Raw genomic sequence first — 15189 nt, 5'->3', positions numbered from 1 at the left:
ATCACCGCTCCGGGATCAGAATGGCCACTCGCCGTTCCGGGTGCCCTCCAGGAGCGGGATCATCGAGAATCCCGCGTCCGACAGTCCGCCGAACGTGTGGCGGTTCGCGGACCCCGTCGGCCCGTGTCCGTGGCGGTAGCCCGCCACGTTCCACGTGTACACGGGGACGTCGGCCGGGACGTGCCGCGTCGGATCGCCCCACGCCGCCTGCTCGTCGGTGACGATGACGACGCGATCGTGGTCGCGGTAGTGCTTGCGCACCGCCGACGCCGTGTCCGTGCCGCCCAGATCCCCGAAACTGTCGACGACCCGCAGCACCGGCTGGTGCTTGAACGGCACGAACCGGCTGTCCGAGCCGAACTCGACCAGGTTGGCCCGCTCGGCGCGCGCCGCCAGTACGGTGCCGAACACCGCGGCCGCGTCCGCCCGCGTCAGTTCCGACCGCGCCGAGACGCGGCTGTAGAACATCGATCCGGACCGGTCGACGAGCATCAGGGTGCGGCCGGGCAACGAGGGGACCGCCGACAGCGAAGCCCCGAGTGCACGCTCGAGTGCATGTCCCCACCGCAGGCTCGGCGAGTTCCGGTAGGCCGCGAGGAACCGCATCGGGAGCTGCCGCGACTTCGCGACTTCCCCCGGATCAGCGATCCGGGCCGCTACCTGTTCCGCGACGTGGTCGGGGATTCCGGCCTCGTCGAAGTTCCTCAGGTTGCGAAGAAGCGCCATGTATCCCATGGACGGGATCACCGCCTGCCACGCCGCCGCATCCATCGGTCCCTGCAGCCAGCCGGCGAGCGACTCCCACGTCATGCCGGCCGCGGACAGCCGCTCCGGAGTCCGGAGGACGGCACGCCGGTCCTCCGGCGGGAGTGCCGCCAGCGCCGCCCGTTCCGTGAGCATCCGCAAGCCGGTGGGGATCGTGTTCTCGCGTCCCTGCCGGCGGTCGATCGCGTGCCGGAACAGCTCGCCCTGCCACGTCGCCGACGGCGACGCGTGGGTGAGCTCGAGGACGTCGCCGAAGCGGACGTCCCTCGAGTCGGAATCCCACTTCAGCAGTGAGCGTTCCGAGTAGAGGCGGACAGCGGCGTCGGCGACACCGCGCTTGACCGGCTTCGGGATCGAACGACCGTGGTGCGCAATCCAGTAGGCGAGGATCTCACCCGGCTCGTCGGCCCGCTCCAGCGCCGACGAGATCACGGCGCGGTTGCCGCCGTGCAGACCGGCGCCCAGCCGGGCCCGGACGAACTCGGCCGCGGCCACCAGCGACGCCGAACGCAGATGTGCGTCGCGGCGCAGCCACCCGATCAGTCGGGCGGTCCACTCCGGGTCCGACAGCGTGACCTCGTGGACGAGCTGGACGAACCGGCCGTCGCGGTCCGGAGCCGACTCGTAGAACGTGTGCTCACCCACCATGTTGGTGACGGCGAGGAGGAACAGCTCGCTCTTCGCGTCGCGGGCGTAGCCGCTGCCGCCCTCGAACGTGCGGCCGGCCGGTTGCGTTTCCGACGTGACGGGGCTCTGTACCTTGGTGCGGCGCAGCGTCTTCAGGTTGAACTTGCTCATGAGTGTTCCTCCTTCCGGGAGGTGTCGGTGCTCGTGGAGTGCGCGCCACCCGAGATCGAGGCGACGACGGGGTGCGGAGTCGAACCGCGTGCTTGCGCACTTCGCCAGAGAAGTATCCGTCGTCTACGCACCGGGTGGCGCGCACGCATGTCGTGCCGAGTTCGGAGTCGGCGGAGGCACGGACGCGCTCTACCACTGAGCTACAGGGACCTGCGTCCCTGACCGGATTCGAACCGGCGACCACGCGATCCATAGTCGAAGTAGCCCTCGCCTGCGCACCGGCACAACATGTTTCGTGACGTGACTCTACGGCGCGCTGTGGGGGATGTCGCGTGAATTAATTCGTGCCGGAACCGGGCGCCACCAGGTGCCACGGAACGGTGAGGATGTTGTCGCGGAGCCGGCGGCGCTGGGGTTGCACGGGAAGTCCCTGCGCGCGCAGCAGTTCGAGGGCGGCCCGCCACCGCACCCGCGGTCCGAACGAGCCGTGCGGCGCCGCGGTGGCCCACGCACGATCCGCTGCCGCGAGGAGGGCGTGGACCGGTTCACCCGGGACGTTGCGATGGATCAGCGCCTTGGGTAGCCGTTCGGCGATGTCCGACGGCTTCTCCACGGCGAACGGATCCCACGCCAGCGTCAGCGACAGCGGGCGGGTGGCGTCGAGCAGCACCCACGCGCAGCGGCGGCCCAACTCGTCACATGTGCCGTCGACGATCAGCCCGCCCGGTGCGAGCCCGGACTGCATCCGCGCCCAGGCAGGCCCGACCGCATCCTCGGGATACTGCCGCAGCACGTTGAACGCGCGGACCAGGACGGGTCGCAGTCCGGAGAGCTCGAACCCGCCGCGGGCGAAACTCACTCCGTTCCTGCTCTCGACCACACGCTCGGGATCGATCTCGAGCCCGACCACCCGGCGGTCGCCGCGCACGGCGGTCAACCGGTCGGCGAGCTCGAACGTGGTGTGCGGCCGTGCGCCGTACCCGAGGTCGACGACGAGCGGGTCGGCGGACGCGTGCAGCGTGCGGCGCACCAGCGCGTCGTGGACGAGCCAGCGGTCGCTGCGTCGCAGCCGATTGATGCCTGTCGTACCCCGGGTGATGACACCGTGAGGCCGCTTCAGCGTCGCTGAAGTCATGGGAAATCCGTGCGGTGGTTGCTAGTGCTGCGACAACCACGTTTCGGTGATCTCGGCCTCGGCGCGGAAGAGGTCGATCAGGTTGACGAGCATCAGCTGTTCGAGCTTCCCGCCGATGAACGGCAGATACACCTTGGCCTCGGACGAGGTGCGGAACGTGCAGCCCGTCTCGGTGGCGAACAGTTTCATGGTGCCCGTGAGGCTGCCCGGGCCTGCGGGGATCGACGCCTCGTACGTGCCCGTGGTCGGCTCACCGAAGGGCGTGTACGACTCCTTGCGCGTGATGACCATGTCCTTCTTCATCACGGTCTGCGCGATCTCGGGAAGTTCCGACCGCGGCAGGATGTGGTGCAGGACGATGTCGATCCCGTCGTCGTTCACCTCGAAGTGCTCGATGTGATTCTCGGAGTACTTCCGCATCTCCTCGATGCGCGCATCCCAGTAGTCACGGTTGGTGAACGCGTTGTACACCTCTTTCGGGGTGTGCTTGTAGCGGGCTGAGTAGTCGATGCGGCGAGCCATGATCGCCAAGGTTACCGGCTGTGACGGAACGCAATGGACACCCGCCCCAGGTCAGCCCTGGAGCCACTGCTCCGTGAACTCCTGCTCCTTCGCGATCAGCCGGAGGACCTCGTCCGCGATCGCGCTCTCGATCTTGCCGCCGATCAGGGGGATCCTGACGTCGGCCTTGCCTTCGACCTGCACTTTCGACCGGGAACCGTCCTCTGTCAGCGTCTGGGTCCCGGAGATCGTCGCAGGCGCACCCACGACCTCGGCCGTGAACGTGCCCTCGGCGTGATCGCCGTCGAGCGTGCCCCACGTCTCCGTGCGCTTGATCACGAGATCGCCGGAACGGACTTTCGAGACGATGCTGGGCAGGTGCTCGGCGGGGATCGACTGCGACATGGCCACCGAGATGGTGCCGGGGCCGGTCGTGACCTCGTCCAGGGTTGCCCCCGGTCCTCCCACCCGGTCGAGACGGTCGCGCCAGTACTGCGCGGTGATCAGGCCCGCATGGACCTGGGCGACGGGAAACGCATAGGACGACGAATGCTCGATGCGGCGACTCACGATCCGCAGGCTACCGTTTGCGGTTGTGTGGGACGTGAGCATTGTCAGTCAACTCGTCGATTCGGGCGCACACGCGACCGAGAACCTCGAACTGTCGGGGATGACCACGCTGCGCGTGGGCGGGCCGGCGCGGATCGTGGCGGAGTGCCCGACCACGCAGGTCCTCGTCGACGTGGTGCGTCTCCTCGACGCCGCGCACATCCCGACACTGATCCTCGCCGGCGGCTCCAATCTGGTGGTCGGGGACGACGGATTCGACGGTGTGGTCGTGCGTGTGTGCAACACCACCGTCGGACTGGAGGAGGGATTCGTCACTGCCGAGGCGGGCGCCGAGTGGGATCGGGTGGTCGCGCAGACCGTCGCCGCCGAGCTGGGCGGGCTCGAATGCCTGTCGGGGATTCCCGGGTCGACCGGTGCCACCCCGGTGCAGAACGTGGGCGCGTACGGCGTCGAGGTGGGGTCGATGCTGCGGCGGGTCCACCTCCTCGATCGACGCACCGGTGAGGCGCGCTGGGTCGAACCCGACGCCCTCGGTCTCGGTTACCGCACGAGCGTCCTCAAGCACTCCGACGCCGCCCTGGTGCTGGCCGTGGAACTGACCGTGCACCCCGACGGACTCGGCGAGCCGCTGCGCTACCGCGAACTGGTCTCCGCGCTCGATAGTGCCGAGGGCGACAGGTTGCCGTCGACGCAGGTCCGCGACGCCGTGCTGGACCTGCGGCGGGGCAAGGGCATGGTCCTGGATCCCGACGATCACGACACCTGGAGCGCGGGCTCCTTCTTCACCAACCCCGTCGTGCCCGACGGCGAGTTGGTGAATGTTCTCGCAGCAATCGAGACCCGCCTCGGCGACGTCGCCGTTCCCCGGTACCCGGCCGACGGCGGAACCAAGTTGTCTGCGGGGTGGCTGATCGAGCGGGCCGGCTTCTCGAAGGGGTACCCCGGCGAGAACGCTGTCGCGCGGCTGTCGACCAAGCACACCCTTGCGTTGACCAATCGAGGTGCTGCGAAGAGCGAGGACCTGCTGGCATTGGCTCGCGATGTACGGGACGGCGTCCAGTCGGCGTTCGGTGTCCGGCTCGAACCCGAACCGGTGACGGTGGGCTGCGCGATCTGAGACAGGTCCGTAGCGCAGGTAACCTGTTAGCTGTGCATGAACTGGGTTCTCGGACAAGTCGGTCGCGCGTCGCGTTGATCGCGACGGCGCTGATCGCGTTTCTCGTTGTGCTGACCGGATGCACGGTCGGCTCCGAGTCGGGAACCGCCACCGCGCCGCCCGAACCGGCAGTCGAGGTCACCCAGAATCCGGCGTCGGGCACCGAGGACGTCAATCCGGTGGCGCCGATCTCCGCGACCGCGTCGCAGGGCACGTTCACCGACATCTCCCTCGTCAACGCCGAGGGGCGTGCCGTGCAGGGTGTGCTGTCACCCGACCGGACCACGTTCACCGTCGGGGAGGCGCTGGGCTACGGCGCCACGTACACGTGGAAGGGCACGGCGCTCGGCACGGACGGCAAGTCCGTCGCCGTCGACGGCAGCTTCACCACGGTCGAGCCCGACGAGACGATCGGCGCCACACTCAACATCGCCGACGGTCAGGAAGTCGGCATCGCCGCCCCGATCATCGTCCAGTTCCACGAGTCCGTCGAGGACAAGGCGGCGGTCGAGAAGGCGATGACCGTCACGACCAACCCGCCAACACCCGGCTCGTGGGCGTGGCTGCCCGACGACAACGGGTCGCGCGCGCACTGGCGTCCGCAGAACTACTGGGCACCCGGCACCACCGTGAGCCTGGACGCCCGGCTGTACGGACTGGACTTCGGCGGCGGCGCGTACGGCGCGGAGGATCTGTCGCTGAACTTCACCGTCGGTCGCAGCCAGATCGTCATCGCGAACGCGCCCAGCCACCGCATGCAGGTGGTGCGCGGCGGCGAGACCATCATGGACATCCCCGTCAGCTACGGCGAAGGCAACGAGGCCCGCAACGTCACTCGCAGCGGCATCCATATGGTGACCGAGAAGCACGAGGACTTCCTCATGTCCAACCCGCCGTTCTACGAGAACGTGCGCGAGCGCTGGGCGGTCCGCATCTCCAACAACGGCGAGTTCATCCACGCGAATCCCGAGACCATCGGCGTCCAGGGTTCGTCGAACGTCACCAACGGCTGCATCAACCTGTCCCTCGGGGACGCCCAGCAGTACTTCGGCACCGCGATGTACGGCGATCCCGTCGAGGTGACCGGAACGTCCATCGACCTCTCGGCCGCTGACGGCGACATCTACGACTGGGCCCTCAGCTGGCCCGAATGGCAGTCCATGTCGGCCCTCGCATAGGCGAGCGAACTTTCTTCACAGCCGGTGGAACCGAAACCGGGGCCGCTGCGTCTACCTGAATGAGGACGCGTCGACGGCGCCGTGTTCTCGGTTCACACAACTGTGGGGAGTCGTCCGCTGTCGAGGGGTCGACGGACGACCCCGACAGTCCGTTTCGATCGAAAGTCGCTGATCGGCAGGGGGGCTGTGGGATGGGATGGATGTTGCTGGGGGTCGTGACGATCGTGGCGGGGCTGTGGACCGTGGTCCTGGTGCTCGAGCACCAGGACCGGCGGACCGCCGCGAACGCGCCTACGTCGTGCGGTGAAAACGCCCGGACGAAGCCTGATCTCGTGGCTTGACGACGATCTGGTCGATATTCACGTGGGAGGGCCGCGACGCGACGAACCCGACGACGTCCGCGACATCCGCGGCGACGAGCGGGGTGATGCCCTCGTAGACCTTGTCGGCACGCTCCTGGTCGCCTTCGAAACGCACCAGCGAGAATTCGGTTTCCACTGCGCCCGGCGCAATTTCGGTGAGACGGACCGGCTTGCCGAGCAGTTCTCCGCGCAGCGTGCGGTGCAGGACGGCCTCCGCGTGCTTGGCGGTCGTGTATCCGGAACCGTTGTCGTACGCCTCGAGCGCGGCCAGCGACGTGATGGTGACGATCAGACCGTCACCCGACTCGATCAACTTCGGCAGCAGCGCCTTGGTGATCCGAAGGGTGCCCAGGACATTGGTCTCCCACATCCACCGCCAGTCGTCGAGATCGGCCTCGGCGACGGTGGCCAGTCCCTTGGCGCCGCCCGCATTGTTCACGAGCACGTCGACCCTCGGCAGTACCGCGCTGAACGCGTCCACGGAATCCTGGTCCGTGACGTCGAGTTCGAGCGCGGTACCGCCGATGTCTTCGGCGATCTTCTCCAGACGATCCAGTCGCCGGGCCCCGATGACCACATGAAATCCCTGCGCGGCCAGGGTGCGGGCGGTGGCTTCTCCGATTCCGGAGCTCGCCCCGGTGACGACGGCGATGCGGGTGTCAGGTGAAAAGGTCATGCCGACATGTTAGGGCTCGTCGATGACGGAGTAGCCACTTGCGTCGCCGGCGACGCTGCGGCTGCGCTCGCCCCGGATGTTGACGGGGACGTCGCCGGCCAGGGTGATGCGGTTGAGTCGCCGGTACTGATCGTCGTAGTCGGCGACGGCGTAGTGCTGAGTGGCACGGTTGTCCCAGATCGCCACGTCGCCCGACTGCCAGTTCCACCGGGTCGTGAACTCGAGCGAGATCGCGTGATCCTGCAGAACCCGGAAGAGCGCCTGCGACTGGGTGCTGCTCAGACCGACCAGGCTCTTGACGAAGTGACCGAGCAGCAGCGTGCGCTCGCCGGTCTCGGGGTGCACCCGCACCACCGGATGCTCCGTCTCGAAGTACGTGGACTGGAACTCGGCGCGGTACTCCTTCGACTTCTCGTCCTGCGTGCGTTCCGCGCTGGTCGCCGCGTAGTCGTAGACGTTGGTGTGCGTCGCCCACAGGTTGTCGGCGAGGACCTTCAGCGGCTCGGGCAGCGCGTTGTAGGCGGCGACACCCGACGCCCAGGTGGTGGATCCGCCGTACGTGGGGAGTTGCACGGCGCGCAGGATCGACGCCTTCGGGATGCGATCGACGAACGTGACGTCGGTGTGCCAGCTGTTGGCCTTGCCGTAGTCGGAGTCGATGGGCAGCACCTTGGTGCCGCGCGACGTGACGGTCGGATGCGCCGTGGTGGGGGAACCCAGAAGCTCCGCGAACTCGTACTGCGAGTCGTCGGTCAGATGTTCCTGGCCACGGAAGAAGATCACCTTGTGCTCGAGCAGGGCCTGGCGGATGAGCGACACGGTGGCGGGGTCGAGGTTGCCGCCGAGCCGGACGCCGTCGATCCGGGCGCCGATGTGGGCACCGAGCTTGACGACGCTCGCCGCGTTCGGGGAACCCTCGGCGTCTGTCACGTGCTCGGGCGCGAAATCGATGGACATGGTGAGCCTTTCGGATACCGGAGACGGTGTGGAGTCCCGTAACCGAACCATCGGGCGGTGTGTCGCCGGAAGGCTTTGCGTCACCCTGATCGCAACGGGCCGCGGACCTTCCGCGTGATCGCGACGACGCAGAGCAGGCTGAGCAGTGTGACCGCGGTGAGGTAGACCGGTCCGACAGCATCGACGCGACGGGGATGACGATCAGCCATACGAACGAGGCGATCAGGGTGAAGACGAGCACGAGTGTCTTGCTCATGCCCAGGACCTTCGTCGAGTAGGACAGCAGGTACGCCATGAAGATGTATCCGACGGTGTTGATGCCGATGAACGCGCCCGCGGCGAGCAGCACTTCGCGCAGGTTCTCCCGCAGGACGGTGACGATCGGCAGTCGTTGATCGCGGTGGGTGCTCTTGACCTTCTCGAAGTGGGGGCTCTCGGTGACGGTGAACCGGATGACGAGCCCCATCAGCACCATCGCGGCGCTGGCCAGGAACGGGACCCGCCAGCCCCAGGAGAGGAATGCGTCCTCGCTGAGGCTCGTCGAGACCCCCAGGAACACGAGGTTGGCCAGGATCAGGCCGCCGGGCACGCCCATCTGCGGGAAGCTCCCGTAGAAGCCTTTCTTGTCGGCGGGGGCGTGCTCGACGGCCATCAGTACCGCGCCGCCCATCAGCATCAGGGACAGCACGAGCATGGATTTGCGTCCGATGCGGTCACCGAAGTGGCCCACCACGACGCCGCCGATCGGCCGTGCGATGAAGCCGACGGAGAACGTCGCGAACGCGGCCAGCGTCCCGGCGATGGAGGAGAAGGACGGGAAGAACAACGGGCCGAACACGATTGCCGCGGCCATGCCGTAGATGAAGTAGTCGTACCACTCGAAGGCGGTCCCGATGAGGCTGGCGCCGGCCACCTTCAGTGGCCGGACGGTGGCCCGGGGTGTCACGGAGATCTGGGTGGAGGTCATGTCGATTTCCTCCGATGGTGCGAACGACTGTTCGGTCAGGATGGCGGTCTCTGCCGTCTGATCAGCGTCATCGCGGAGCCGACCACATCGGCATCCCGCTCCTATAACCGTACGTTCGGTTGGTATCTCGGCGTATTGTGTCGTGAAACACTGTTGCCATCAAGAGTGGTGATGCTCTCCGATGTGCGCCGCAGGCGGCGCCTCGCAATGGCGGGAACTGCGGAAGTGGCGCGGCGCGGAGCCACACGCCGACGCGCCCTCCGATTGGTGAAACCGACCGAAGCTGCTAGTTTCGTGTCATGTCTTCAGGCCAGTCGACCGCTCCGCGGGTCACCTATGTGACGTCCGCGCTGGGCTCGCGGCTGCCCTTGGCGCGGGAACTGTGTTGTCGCTGTCTCAGCATCTGCAGCTAATTCGCGCAGTCTTCTCCTGATCGATCGTCCTCGGTCGTCCCACTCTCGGCCCGGGACGGATGCAGCGTTCGGACGAAGGTGCGCACCGCCTCCGCTTGCAAGGACTGCCACGTGTCTACCCCCACTCTTTCCAGCCCCACCCGGACCGGCTCCGCATCTCGATTCCAGCGGCCCGTGTCCCGTCCCCGTCTCCACATCGTTCCCCCTGAGCTGCGGATCAGCGACGGCCCGGCCGCCGGTGTTCTGCGGGTGGCCCGGTCTCGCGGGCCGCTGTCCAGGGACGTCGCCGCGAAAGCGACCGGCCTGAGCATCGCCACCGTCAACCGTCAGGTGTCGGCGCTCCTCGACCTCGGGCTGCTGCGCGAACGTGGCGACCTCACGCCGTCCGGCGCCATCGGTCGTCCGCGGGTTCCGTTCGAGGTCAACCACGAGCCCTACCTGACAGTGGGCATCCACATCGGCGCGGTCGTGACCAGCATCATCGCCAGTGACCTGCGCGGGAAGGTCCTCGGCGCGGTCGAGGTACCCACCCCGCAGGGAGCGTCCGCCGACGCACTCGCCGGCATCGCACGCAGCGCGCGGGCCTTCGCCTCCCGCTGGCATCGGCGTCGCCCGCTGTGGGCGGGTGTCGCACTCGGCGGTCGCGTCGATCCGCAGACCGGTGTCGTCGACCATCCCCGGCTGGGATGGAAGTCCGCCCAGGTCGGCGCCATCATCGCAACCGGACTCGGGTTGCCCGTCTCCGTCGCGGCGCACGTCGAGGCGATGGCCGCATCCGAACTGCTGCTGAGCCCGGACAGCGAAGACGGTGTCGCGCAAGGCGAAACGGGCCTGTACTTCTACGCCCGCGAGACGGCAGGCATCGCGATCACCATCGACGGCCGCGTTCACACTCCGTCGAGCGGTCCCGGATCGATCGCGCACTTGCCGACGGGCTCGTCGGCGCAGTGCTCGTGCGGTTCACGCGGGTGCCTCGAGGCGACGATCAGCGATCGCGCGGTCATCTCCGCCGCCCTCGATGCGGGCATCCTGGCTGAGTCGAACCAGCGGCCGACGATGAGTGCGCTCTACAAGGCGGCGTCGTCGGGTTCCGTTCCCGCGCACGAACTTCTGGTGGAACGTGCTCAGGTGCTCGGGAAGACGGTCGCCATGCTGCGGGACCTGTTCAACCCGGACCGGGTGATCCTCGGAGGCCAGGCGTTCACCGAGTACCCGGCCGGTATCCCGCACGTCGCCGAGGCCTTCGCGCAGGCATCGTCGCTGGAGCGCAGGGACATTCGCATTTCCGGATTCGGCAACCGGGTGCAGGAGTACGCCTCGACGGTGGTGTCGCTGAGCACCATCTACTCCGATCCGGTCGGAGCGATGCGCCGGACGTCGATCTAGCGTCACAGCACTTCGTCAGCCGCACAGGTAATAGCCTGTGCGGCTGACGAATTCGTGTGCGTCCGTCCGGGTGCTCGCTCCCCGGCAGGTCTCAGAGTTTGCGCAGCCCGTCGAGGACGCGTTCCATCAGTTTCCGGTCCGGGCCGGTGGACCGGGCCGTCTCGTTCACGGTGACCGCCCCGACCGCTGCGAGGTCGCCGACAAGTACGCGCGCGACCCCGAGCGGGATCGACGCGAGCGACGCGATCTCGGCCACCGACCGCGGTTCGGCGCACAGCGCGAAGACGCGGCGCAGTTCGTCCGGTGCAAGCATTCCGTCCACCACGGTGTCGCCGTCCGCGCGGGCGACGATGACCGCCTCCAGTGGCAGATCGACCCCGGACTCGGTCCGCCCGCCCGTGAGAATGAACGGCCGGACGATGGAGACGGTGCCCTCGGGCGCCACCCACTCGGTGGACTCGACAGCAGGACTGTCGGCCACCTCGGGAGTCCGATCCGCGGGTTCGGACACGGGTCCGACCTGCTCGGGAGCGTCCTCGGCCGGGGCGGGTTCCACCCATTCGGCCGACTGCGGCGGGCTCGGGTCCTGCTCTTTCCTGGCGCTGCGGCGCCGGCCGGCTGATCCGAAGCGCGCCCCTGTCGCGCCGATCAACGGCCAGTTCTCATCGCTCACAGTCATCGGTTGGGACCCTTCTCGCACTACCCCACCCACTCCATGGTCCCAAACTCGCGTTTCGTGTGAACGAACCGGTCCCTGTGATTCCCGCTACAGGGTGTGCGCGAGCGTTAGATTTGCTGCGTGACCCACTGGCGGCAGAACTCGGATCCGTTCCTCGCTCCCGATCTCGGCCGGTCCGCGCTGCTCGTCGTCGACACGCAGGTGGACTTCGTGGACGGCGGGACGGCGCCGATTCCCGGCACGTCGGCGGTGTTGCCCGCGATCGCGCGTCTCGTGGACGCCTACCGGGAGGCCTCGGCCCCGATCGTGCACGTCGTCCGGTTGTACGAGGGCGACGACGTGGACCTGTGCCGGCGCCGCGTGATCGCGGCCGGACTCGTCATCGCCAGACCGGGCACCGCGGGCTCCCAGGTGGCGCCGGAGCTGGGGGTGCCACCGCTCGACCCCGAGTCGCTCCTCGGCGGCAGGCTCCAGACCGTATCGCCCACCGAGCACATCCTGTTCAAACCCCGGTGGAGTTCGTTCTACCGCACTGAACTCGACGACCGCCTGCGCCAGTGGCGGGTCGACACCGTGGTGATCGCGGGATGCAACTATCCCAACTGCCCGCGCGCCACGATCTTCGACGCCAGCGAACGCGACTACAAGGTGCTCGTCGCCGCCGATGCGATCTCGGGCGTCGACGCGCGTCACCTGGAGGAGGCTGGGCGAATAGGGGTTCTCCACGCGGAGACCGACGAGATCGTCGAGGCATTGCAGCCACCCGAGCTCGAGGTGATCAGCTGAGCGGCGGCGCCGATGTCGCATCCGGTGGCGCACCCCGCCTGCGCAGCTCCGCGCGGGCCCGCTCGATACCGCCGTGTTCCAACGCGGCGAGTGGTGATTCGTCGGCCCAGACGAGCTCACCGCGACGGCGGACCGTCACACTCATCGAGCCGGCGAGGTGCTCGAGGGCGCCGGGGATGTTGCGACGCTCGGCGGGAAGTGGAACCGGCAGCACGTGTGCCGAGCTCAGCGGGGAACCGCCCTCGATTTCGACGCTCCACGTGCGATTGCGGCCCCGCAGCGACCACCGATCGTCCGTGACGTGCGCCCGGACGGGGGAGGTGACCGGGTTGCCGAGGCGGAACACGGTGCCGTCGGGCAGCGCGACGACGACGGCCGTGACCTCGGTGTGCAGCCCGCCCGCGGTGATCTCGCCGCCCGCGAACGCGACACATGCCTGCCGGTCGGCGAAACCCTGAGCCTGGCCCCACCACCAGGATTCGGGGAATCCGCCCTTGCCCCAATTCTTTTCGCCGTAGACCTGGGCACCGTCGAGGTCGATCTCGGTGCCGCCCAGCACGGCCGTTCCCTCGGCCCGGCCGCCGAGTAGCCACGGGTGCCAGTACTGGTTCAGTGCGGGCACGGTCTGGAACACACTCGACCCGCCGAGCCTGCGCCGCAGCCACGGAACCTGGGCGCCGACCCGGACGTCGAGGCGGGCGTCCCGCCCGAGATCCACCCACACGCGGTCGACGGACCCGCGGAACGCGTCGCCTGCGAACGCGCCGAGTCCGGCCGGGTTGGCGTAGCCCTCCGGATGCGCGGCGGTCCGCAGGAACCGGGTGGGATGACCGGCGAGACCGAGCGTCGCCCAGTGCCCGTCCGCGGCCCGGTTGATACCCGCCAGCGCGATGACGACCTGTCCCGTCGCGGGCTGGGTGAACCGCCAGAAATAGCCTTCCATCGCGACGTCGTGCGCGGCGAGGAGGTTGCCGAACGGCAGATCCGCTCCCGTGGCGCGGTACGTCCGCAGCAGTCGCGACATCGGTCAGCTTCCCGGCTGGGGGTGCAGCACCGCCTGCGACTGCGTCACCTGCGCCACGAGATGGTCCTCGTCGTCCCGCAGTTCGGTGACGACGGCGACCGTGGTTCGTCCGGCGTGCAGCGGACGCGCGGTCGCGGTGACGGTGCCCTTGCGGACGCCGCGGGTGAACACCGTGCTCGAACTCGTGGTCGAGGTGGACGCTCCCGCCGGGAGATTGAGAAACGCGCAGACGGCTCCGACGCTGTCGGCAAGCGTCATCAGCGCCCCGCCGTGCATGCCGTTTCCCGCGGTCGTGCGGTGCTGTTCCCACTCGAGGTGCCCGACGACCTCCTCGGGCGCGGCCTTGGTGAGGCGAACCCCGGTGTGCACGGCGAACGGCATGGTCGCGACGAGATCAGGGGGATTCATACCCGTGGATGCTAGGCGCGGAACCAAACCCGCGCAGGCGGTTCGCGGGGCTGGATTGGCGGGATGTCCAGTCTGTCGGAAGCTGCCCGCCGGTCGGGCCGGGCGCGGGGGAGCGCCGCCGCAGTGGTCGGATTCTTCGCCGCAGCCTGGTTCGGCTGGGCCATGGCCGTCAACCTTCCCCGCCCCCTCACCGTGCTCCTCGACGCCGCCATCGTGGTGGCGCTCGTCGTCGCCATGCTGGGAGCGGTACTCGCCGTGCGTAGTCCCGCCGAGAGTTCCGCGTTGGCGGACCGGGCGGTCCGGCGGCGGTACACCCTCGTGGTGGTGGTCGAGTTCGCGGTGATCTGGGCGGGCGCCGCCGTTCTCGGAAACACGAGTCTGTCGGCGTGGATACCGGTCTGGGTGTGCTTCACCGTCGGCGTCCACTTCGTGCCGTTGGCCGGCGTACTCGGCGAGTCGTCGCTGACCGTGCTCGGTGCGCTGCTCGTCGTGGTCGCCGCGGCCGGGCTCGTCGTGGGTCTGACGACCACCGTGGCACCCGGCACGGTGACCGGGATCGGGGCGGGCGGATGCCTCCTCGCCGCAGCCGTCCTCACCTTGGCGGGGAAGAGGTTCTCCGGCAGGAGGACACCCGGGCCGGTCGATCAGAGGGGCAGCGAAGACTCCGCAAGCCCGGCCGGTGCCCCGCGACGGCGGAACCATTCCTGACCGAACGCCGCGCGCAACTGCTCCTCGGGCATCTGCAGGAACGGGCCGAAGTCCCCGATCTGGGTGGCGTGCGCGTGCATCGCGGCGCGCTTGGCGTCCATGGCCGACGTGACGTCCACGACCGTGGTGATCTCGGAGTCCGGCAGACCGAACGTGTCGAGGTCCGGTGGCTTGGTGTTCTCGGACCACTCCGGATTCGCGGCCATGAGTCGCCGGATGTGGTCGCGGCTGACGGCGGCCTCGTAGACGTGCGGCACACCGGCCAGTTCGGCGGCCCGGATGCCCACGTGGTGGACCTGCACATGATCGGGATGGCCGTAGCCACCGTTGGGGTCGTAGATGGTGATCACGTCGGCGGATTCCTCGACGAGGATCGCGGCCAGCCTGGCGGCGGCCTCCTCGACGTCGACGTTGCAGAACGCCGCAGGGTTCTCGTTCTCCGGCGTTCCCGCCATCCCGGAATCCGCGTAGTGCAGCAACACCACACGCTGGGCGCCGAGCAGCGACGTCGACTCCTCCAGCTCGCGGCGCCGGCGCTCGGCGAGTGATTCGCCGTCGGTCAGGATCCCGTCGGGGGCCTCGCCGAGCGCCCCGTCCGTCGCGGTGACCACGACGACGCGATGACCGGCGTCGGCGGCCTGACGCATCACGCCGCCCGTCGTGAACACTTCGTCGTCGGGATGGGCGTGGAAACACACCAGGACACTCATGAGCGCAATA

Annotated in this window: 16 protein-coding genes and 1 pseudogene; 5 read left to right on the top strand and 12 right to left on the bottom strand. The window is 68.4% G+C overall.

The genetic code is table 11. The features are described from left to right. Positions 1-15: 15 nt before the first annotated feature. The 4 genes from RHA1_RS10205 to RHA1_RS10190 all read right to left on the bottom strand — a co-directional run bounded on the left by RHA1_RS10205 (position 16) and on the right by RHA1_RS10190 (position 3769). A complete protein-coding gene (locus RHA1_RS10205) occupies positions 16-1563 on the bottom strand; it encodes a TROVE domain-containing protein (protein ID WP_011594928.1) in 1548 nt (515 codons plus the stop codon). Positions 1564-1900: 337 nt separating this feature from the next. Further along, positions 1901-2698, bottom strand: a complete 798-nt coding sequence (locus tag RHA1_RS10200; protein ID WP_009474768.1) for a hypothetical protein — start codon at positions 2696-2698, stop codon at positions 1901-1903. A 21-nt stretch (positions 2699-2719) separates the two neighbouring features. Further along, positions 2720-3220: a DUF2505 domain-containing protein gene (locus RHA1_RS10195; RefSeq protein WP_011594926.1), complete on the bottom strand. Its 501-nt coding sequence runs from the start codon at positions 3218-3220 to the stop codon at positions 2720-2722. Between the two features lie 51 nt (positions 3221-3271). Beyond that, complete coding sequence (locus tag RHA1_RS10190; protein WP_009474766.1) at positions 3272-3769, bottom strand: DUF2505 domain-containing protein; 498 nt, start codon at positions 3767-3769, stop codon at positions 3272-3274. Positions 3770-3794: 25 nt separating this feature from the next. On the opposite strand from RHA1_RS10190, the gene RHA1_RS10185 reads away from it, so the two are divergent. Both RHA1_RS10185 and RHA1_RS10180 read left to right on the top strand, forming a co-directional pair. After that, complete coding sequence (locus RHA1_RS10185; protein ID WP_041812365.1) at positions 3795-4886, top strand: UDP-N-acetylmuramate dehydrogenase; 1092 nt, start codon at positions 3795-3797, stop codon at positions 4884-4886. A 32-nt stretch (positions 4887-4918) separates the two neighbouring features. Further along, the gene (locus RHA1_RS10180; RefSeq protein WP_011594923.1) at positions 4919-6103 is read left to right on the top strand and encodes a L,D-transpeptidase; all 1185 of its coding nucleotides are present in this window, start codon (positions 4919-4921) and stop codon (positions 6101-6103) included. Between the two features lie 291 nt (positions 6104-6394). Here the strand turns inward: RHA1_RS10180 and RHA1_RS10175 are convergent, their stop codons facing one another. From RHA1_RS10175 to RHA1_RS53965, 4 genes and pseudogenes are all read right to left on the bottom strand, one after another. After that, positions 6395-7141 (bottom strand): SDR family NAD(P)-dependent oxidoreductase, encoded by a 747-nt coding sequence (locus RHA1_RS10175; protein WP_009474762.1) that lies wholly within the window; start codon positions 7139-7141, stop codon positions 6395-6397. A gap of 9 nt (positions 7142-7150) precedes the next feature. Further along, positions 7151-8098, bottom strand: a complete 948-nt coding sequence (locus RHA1_RS10170) for a TauD/TfdA dioxygenase family protein (RefSeq protein ID WP_009474761.1) — start codon at positions 8096-8098, stop codon at positions 7151-7153. A gap of 80 nt (positions 8099-8178) precedes the next feature. Next, positions 8179-8307 (bottom strand): hypothetical protein, encoded by a 129-nt coding sequence (locus tag RHA1_RS52875; protein ID WP_272942754.1) that lies wholly within the window; start codon positions 8305-8307, stop codon positions 8179-8181. Beyond that, positions 8265-9065, bottom strand: a pseudogene (locus RHA1_RS53965) (MFS transporter); the annotation flags it as partial. The pseudogene RHA1_RS53965 and the gene RHA1_RS52875, both read right to left, overlap by 43 nt. Positions 9066-9589: 524 nt before the next feature. On the opposite strand from RHA1_RS53965, the gene RHA1_RS10160 reads away from it, so the two are divergent. After that, on the top strand, positions 9590-10864 hold the full coding sequence (locus tag RHA1_RS10160; protein ID WP_009474758.1) for an ROK family transcriptional regulator: 1275 nt from the start codon (positions 9590-9592) through the stop codon (positions 10862-10864). Between the two features lie 91 nt (positions 10865-10955). On the opposite strand, the gene RHA1_RS10155 is transcribed toward RHA1_RS10160, so the two are convergent. Beyond that, positions 10956-11543, bottom strand: coding sequence for a DUF742 domain-containing protein (locus tag RHA1_RS10155; protein WP_011594921.1), 588 nt, complete (start codon positions 11541-11543; stop codon positions 10956-10958). 120 nt (positions 11544-11663) lie between these two features. Here RHA1_RS10155 and RHA1_RS10150 point away from each other — a divergent pair, with 120 nt between their 5' ends. Then, the gene (locus RHA1_RS10150; protein WP_011594920.1) at positions 11664-12329 is read left to right on the top strand and encodes a cysteine hydrolase family protein; all 666 of its coding nucleotides are present in this window, start codon (positions 11664-11666) and stop codon (positions 12327-12329) included. On the opposite strand, the gene RHA1_RS10145 is transcribed toward RHA1_RS10150, so the two are convergent. Together RHA1_RS10145 and RHA1_RS10140 are read right to left on the bottom strand one after the other, a co-directional pair. Then, positions 12322-13353: a tocopherol cyclase family protein gene (locus RHA1_RS10145; RefSeq protein WP_011594919.1), complete on the bottom strand. Its 1032-nt coding sequence runs from the start codon at positions 13351-13353 to the stop codon at positions 12322-12324. The two genes, RHA1_RS10150 and RHA1_RS10145, sit on opposite strands and share 8 nt — an antisense overlap. 3 nt (positions 13354-13356) lie before the next feature. Further along, positions 13357-13761, bottom strand: a complete 405-nt coding sequence (locus tag RHA1_RS10140; protein ID WP_009474754.1) for a PaaI family thioesterase — start codon at positions 13759-13761, stop codon at positions 13357-13359. Between the two features lie 63 nt (positions 13762-13824). Here RHA1_RS10140 and RHA1_RS10135 point away from each other — a divergent pair, with 63 nt between their 5' ends. Beyond that, the gene (locus RHA1_RS10135; protein WP_050787276.1) at positions 13825-14469 is read left to right on the top strand and encodes a hypothetical protein; all 645 of its coding nucleotides are present in this window, start codon (positions 13825-13827) and stop codon (positions 14467-14469) included. Here the strand turns inward: RHA1_RS10135 and RHA1_RS10130 are convergent. Beyond that, positions 14406-15179 (bottom strand): PIG-L family deacetylase, encoded by a 774-nt coding sequence (locus tag RHA1_RS10130; RefSeq protein WP_011594917.1) that lies wholly within the window; start codon positions 15177-15179, stop codon positions 14406-14408. The two genes, RHA1_RS10135 and RHA1_RS10130, sit on opposite strands and share 64 nt — an antisense overlap. Between the last annotated feature and the right edge of the window lie 10 nt (positions 15180-15189).

This window comes from Rhodococcus jostii RHA1 (assembly GCF_000014565.1).
Taxonomy (GTDB): Bacteria; Actinomycetota; Actinomycetes; order Mycobacteriales; family Mycobacteriaceae; genus Rhodococcus_F; species Rhodococcus_F jostii_A.
The sequence above is the reverse complement of the archived record's forward strand: the minus strand, read 5'-3'. Positions and strand labels throughout refer to the sequence as shown.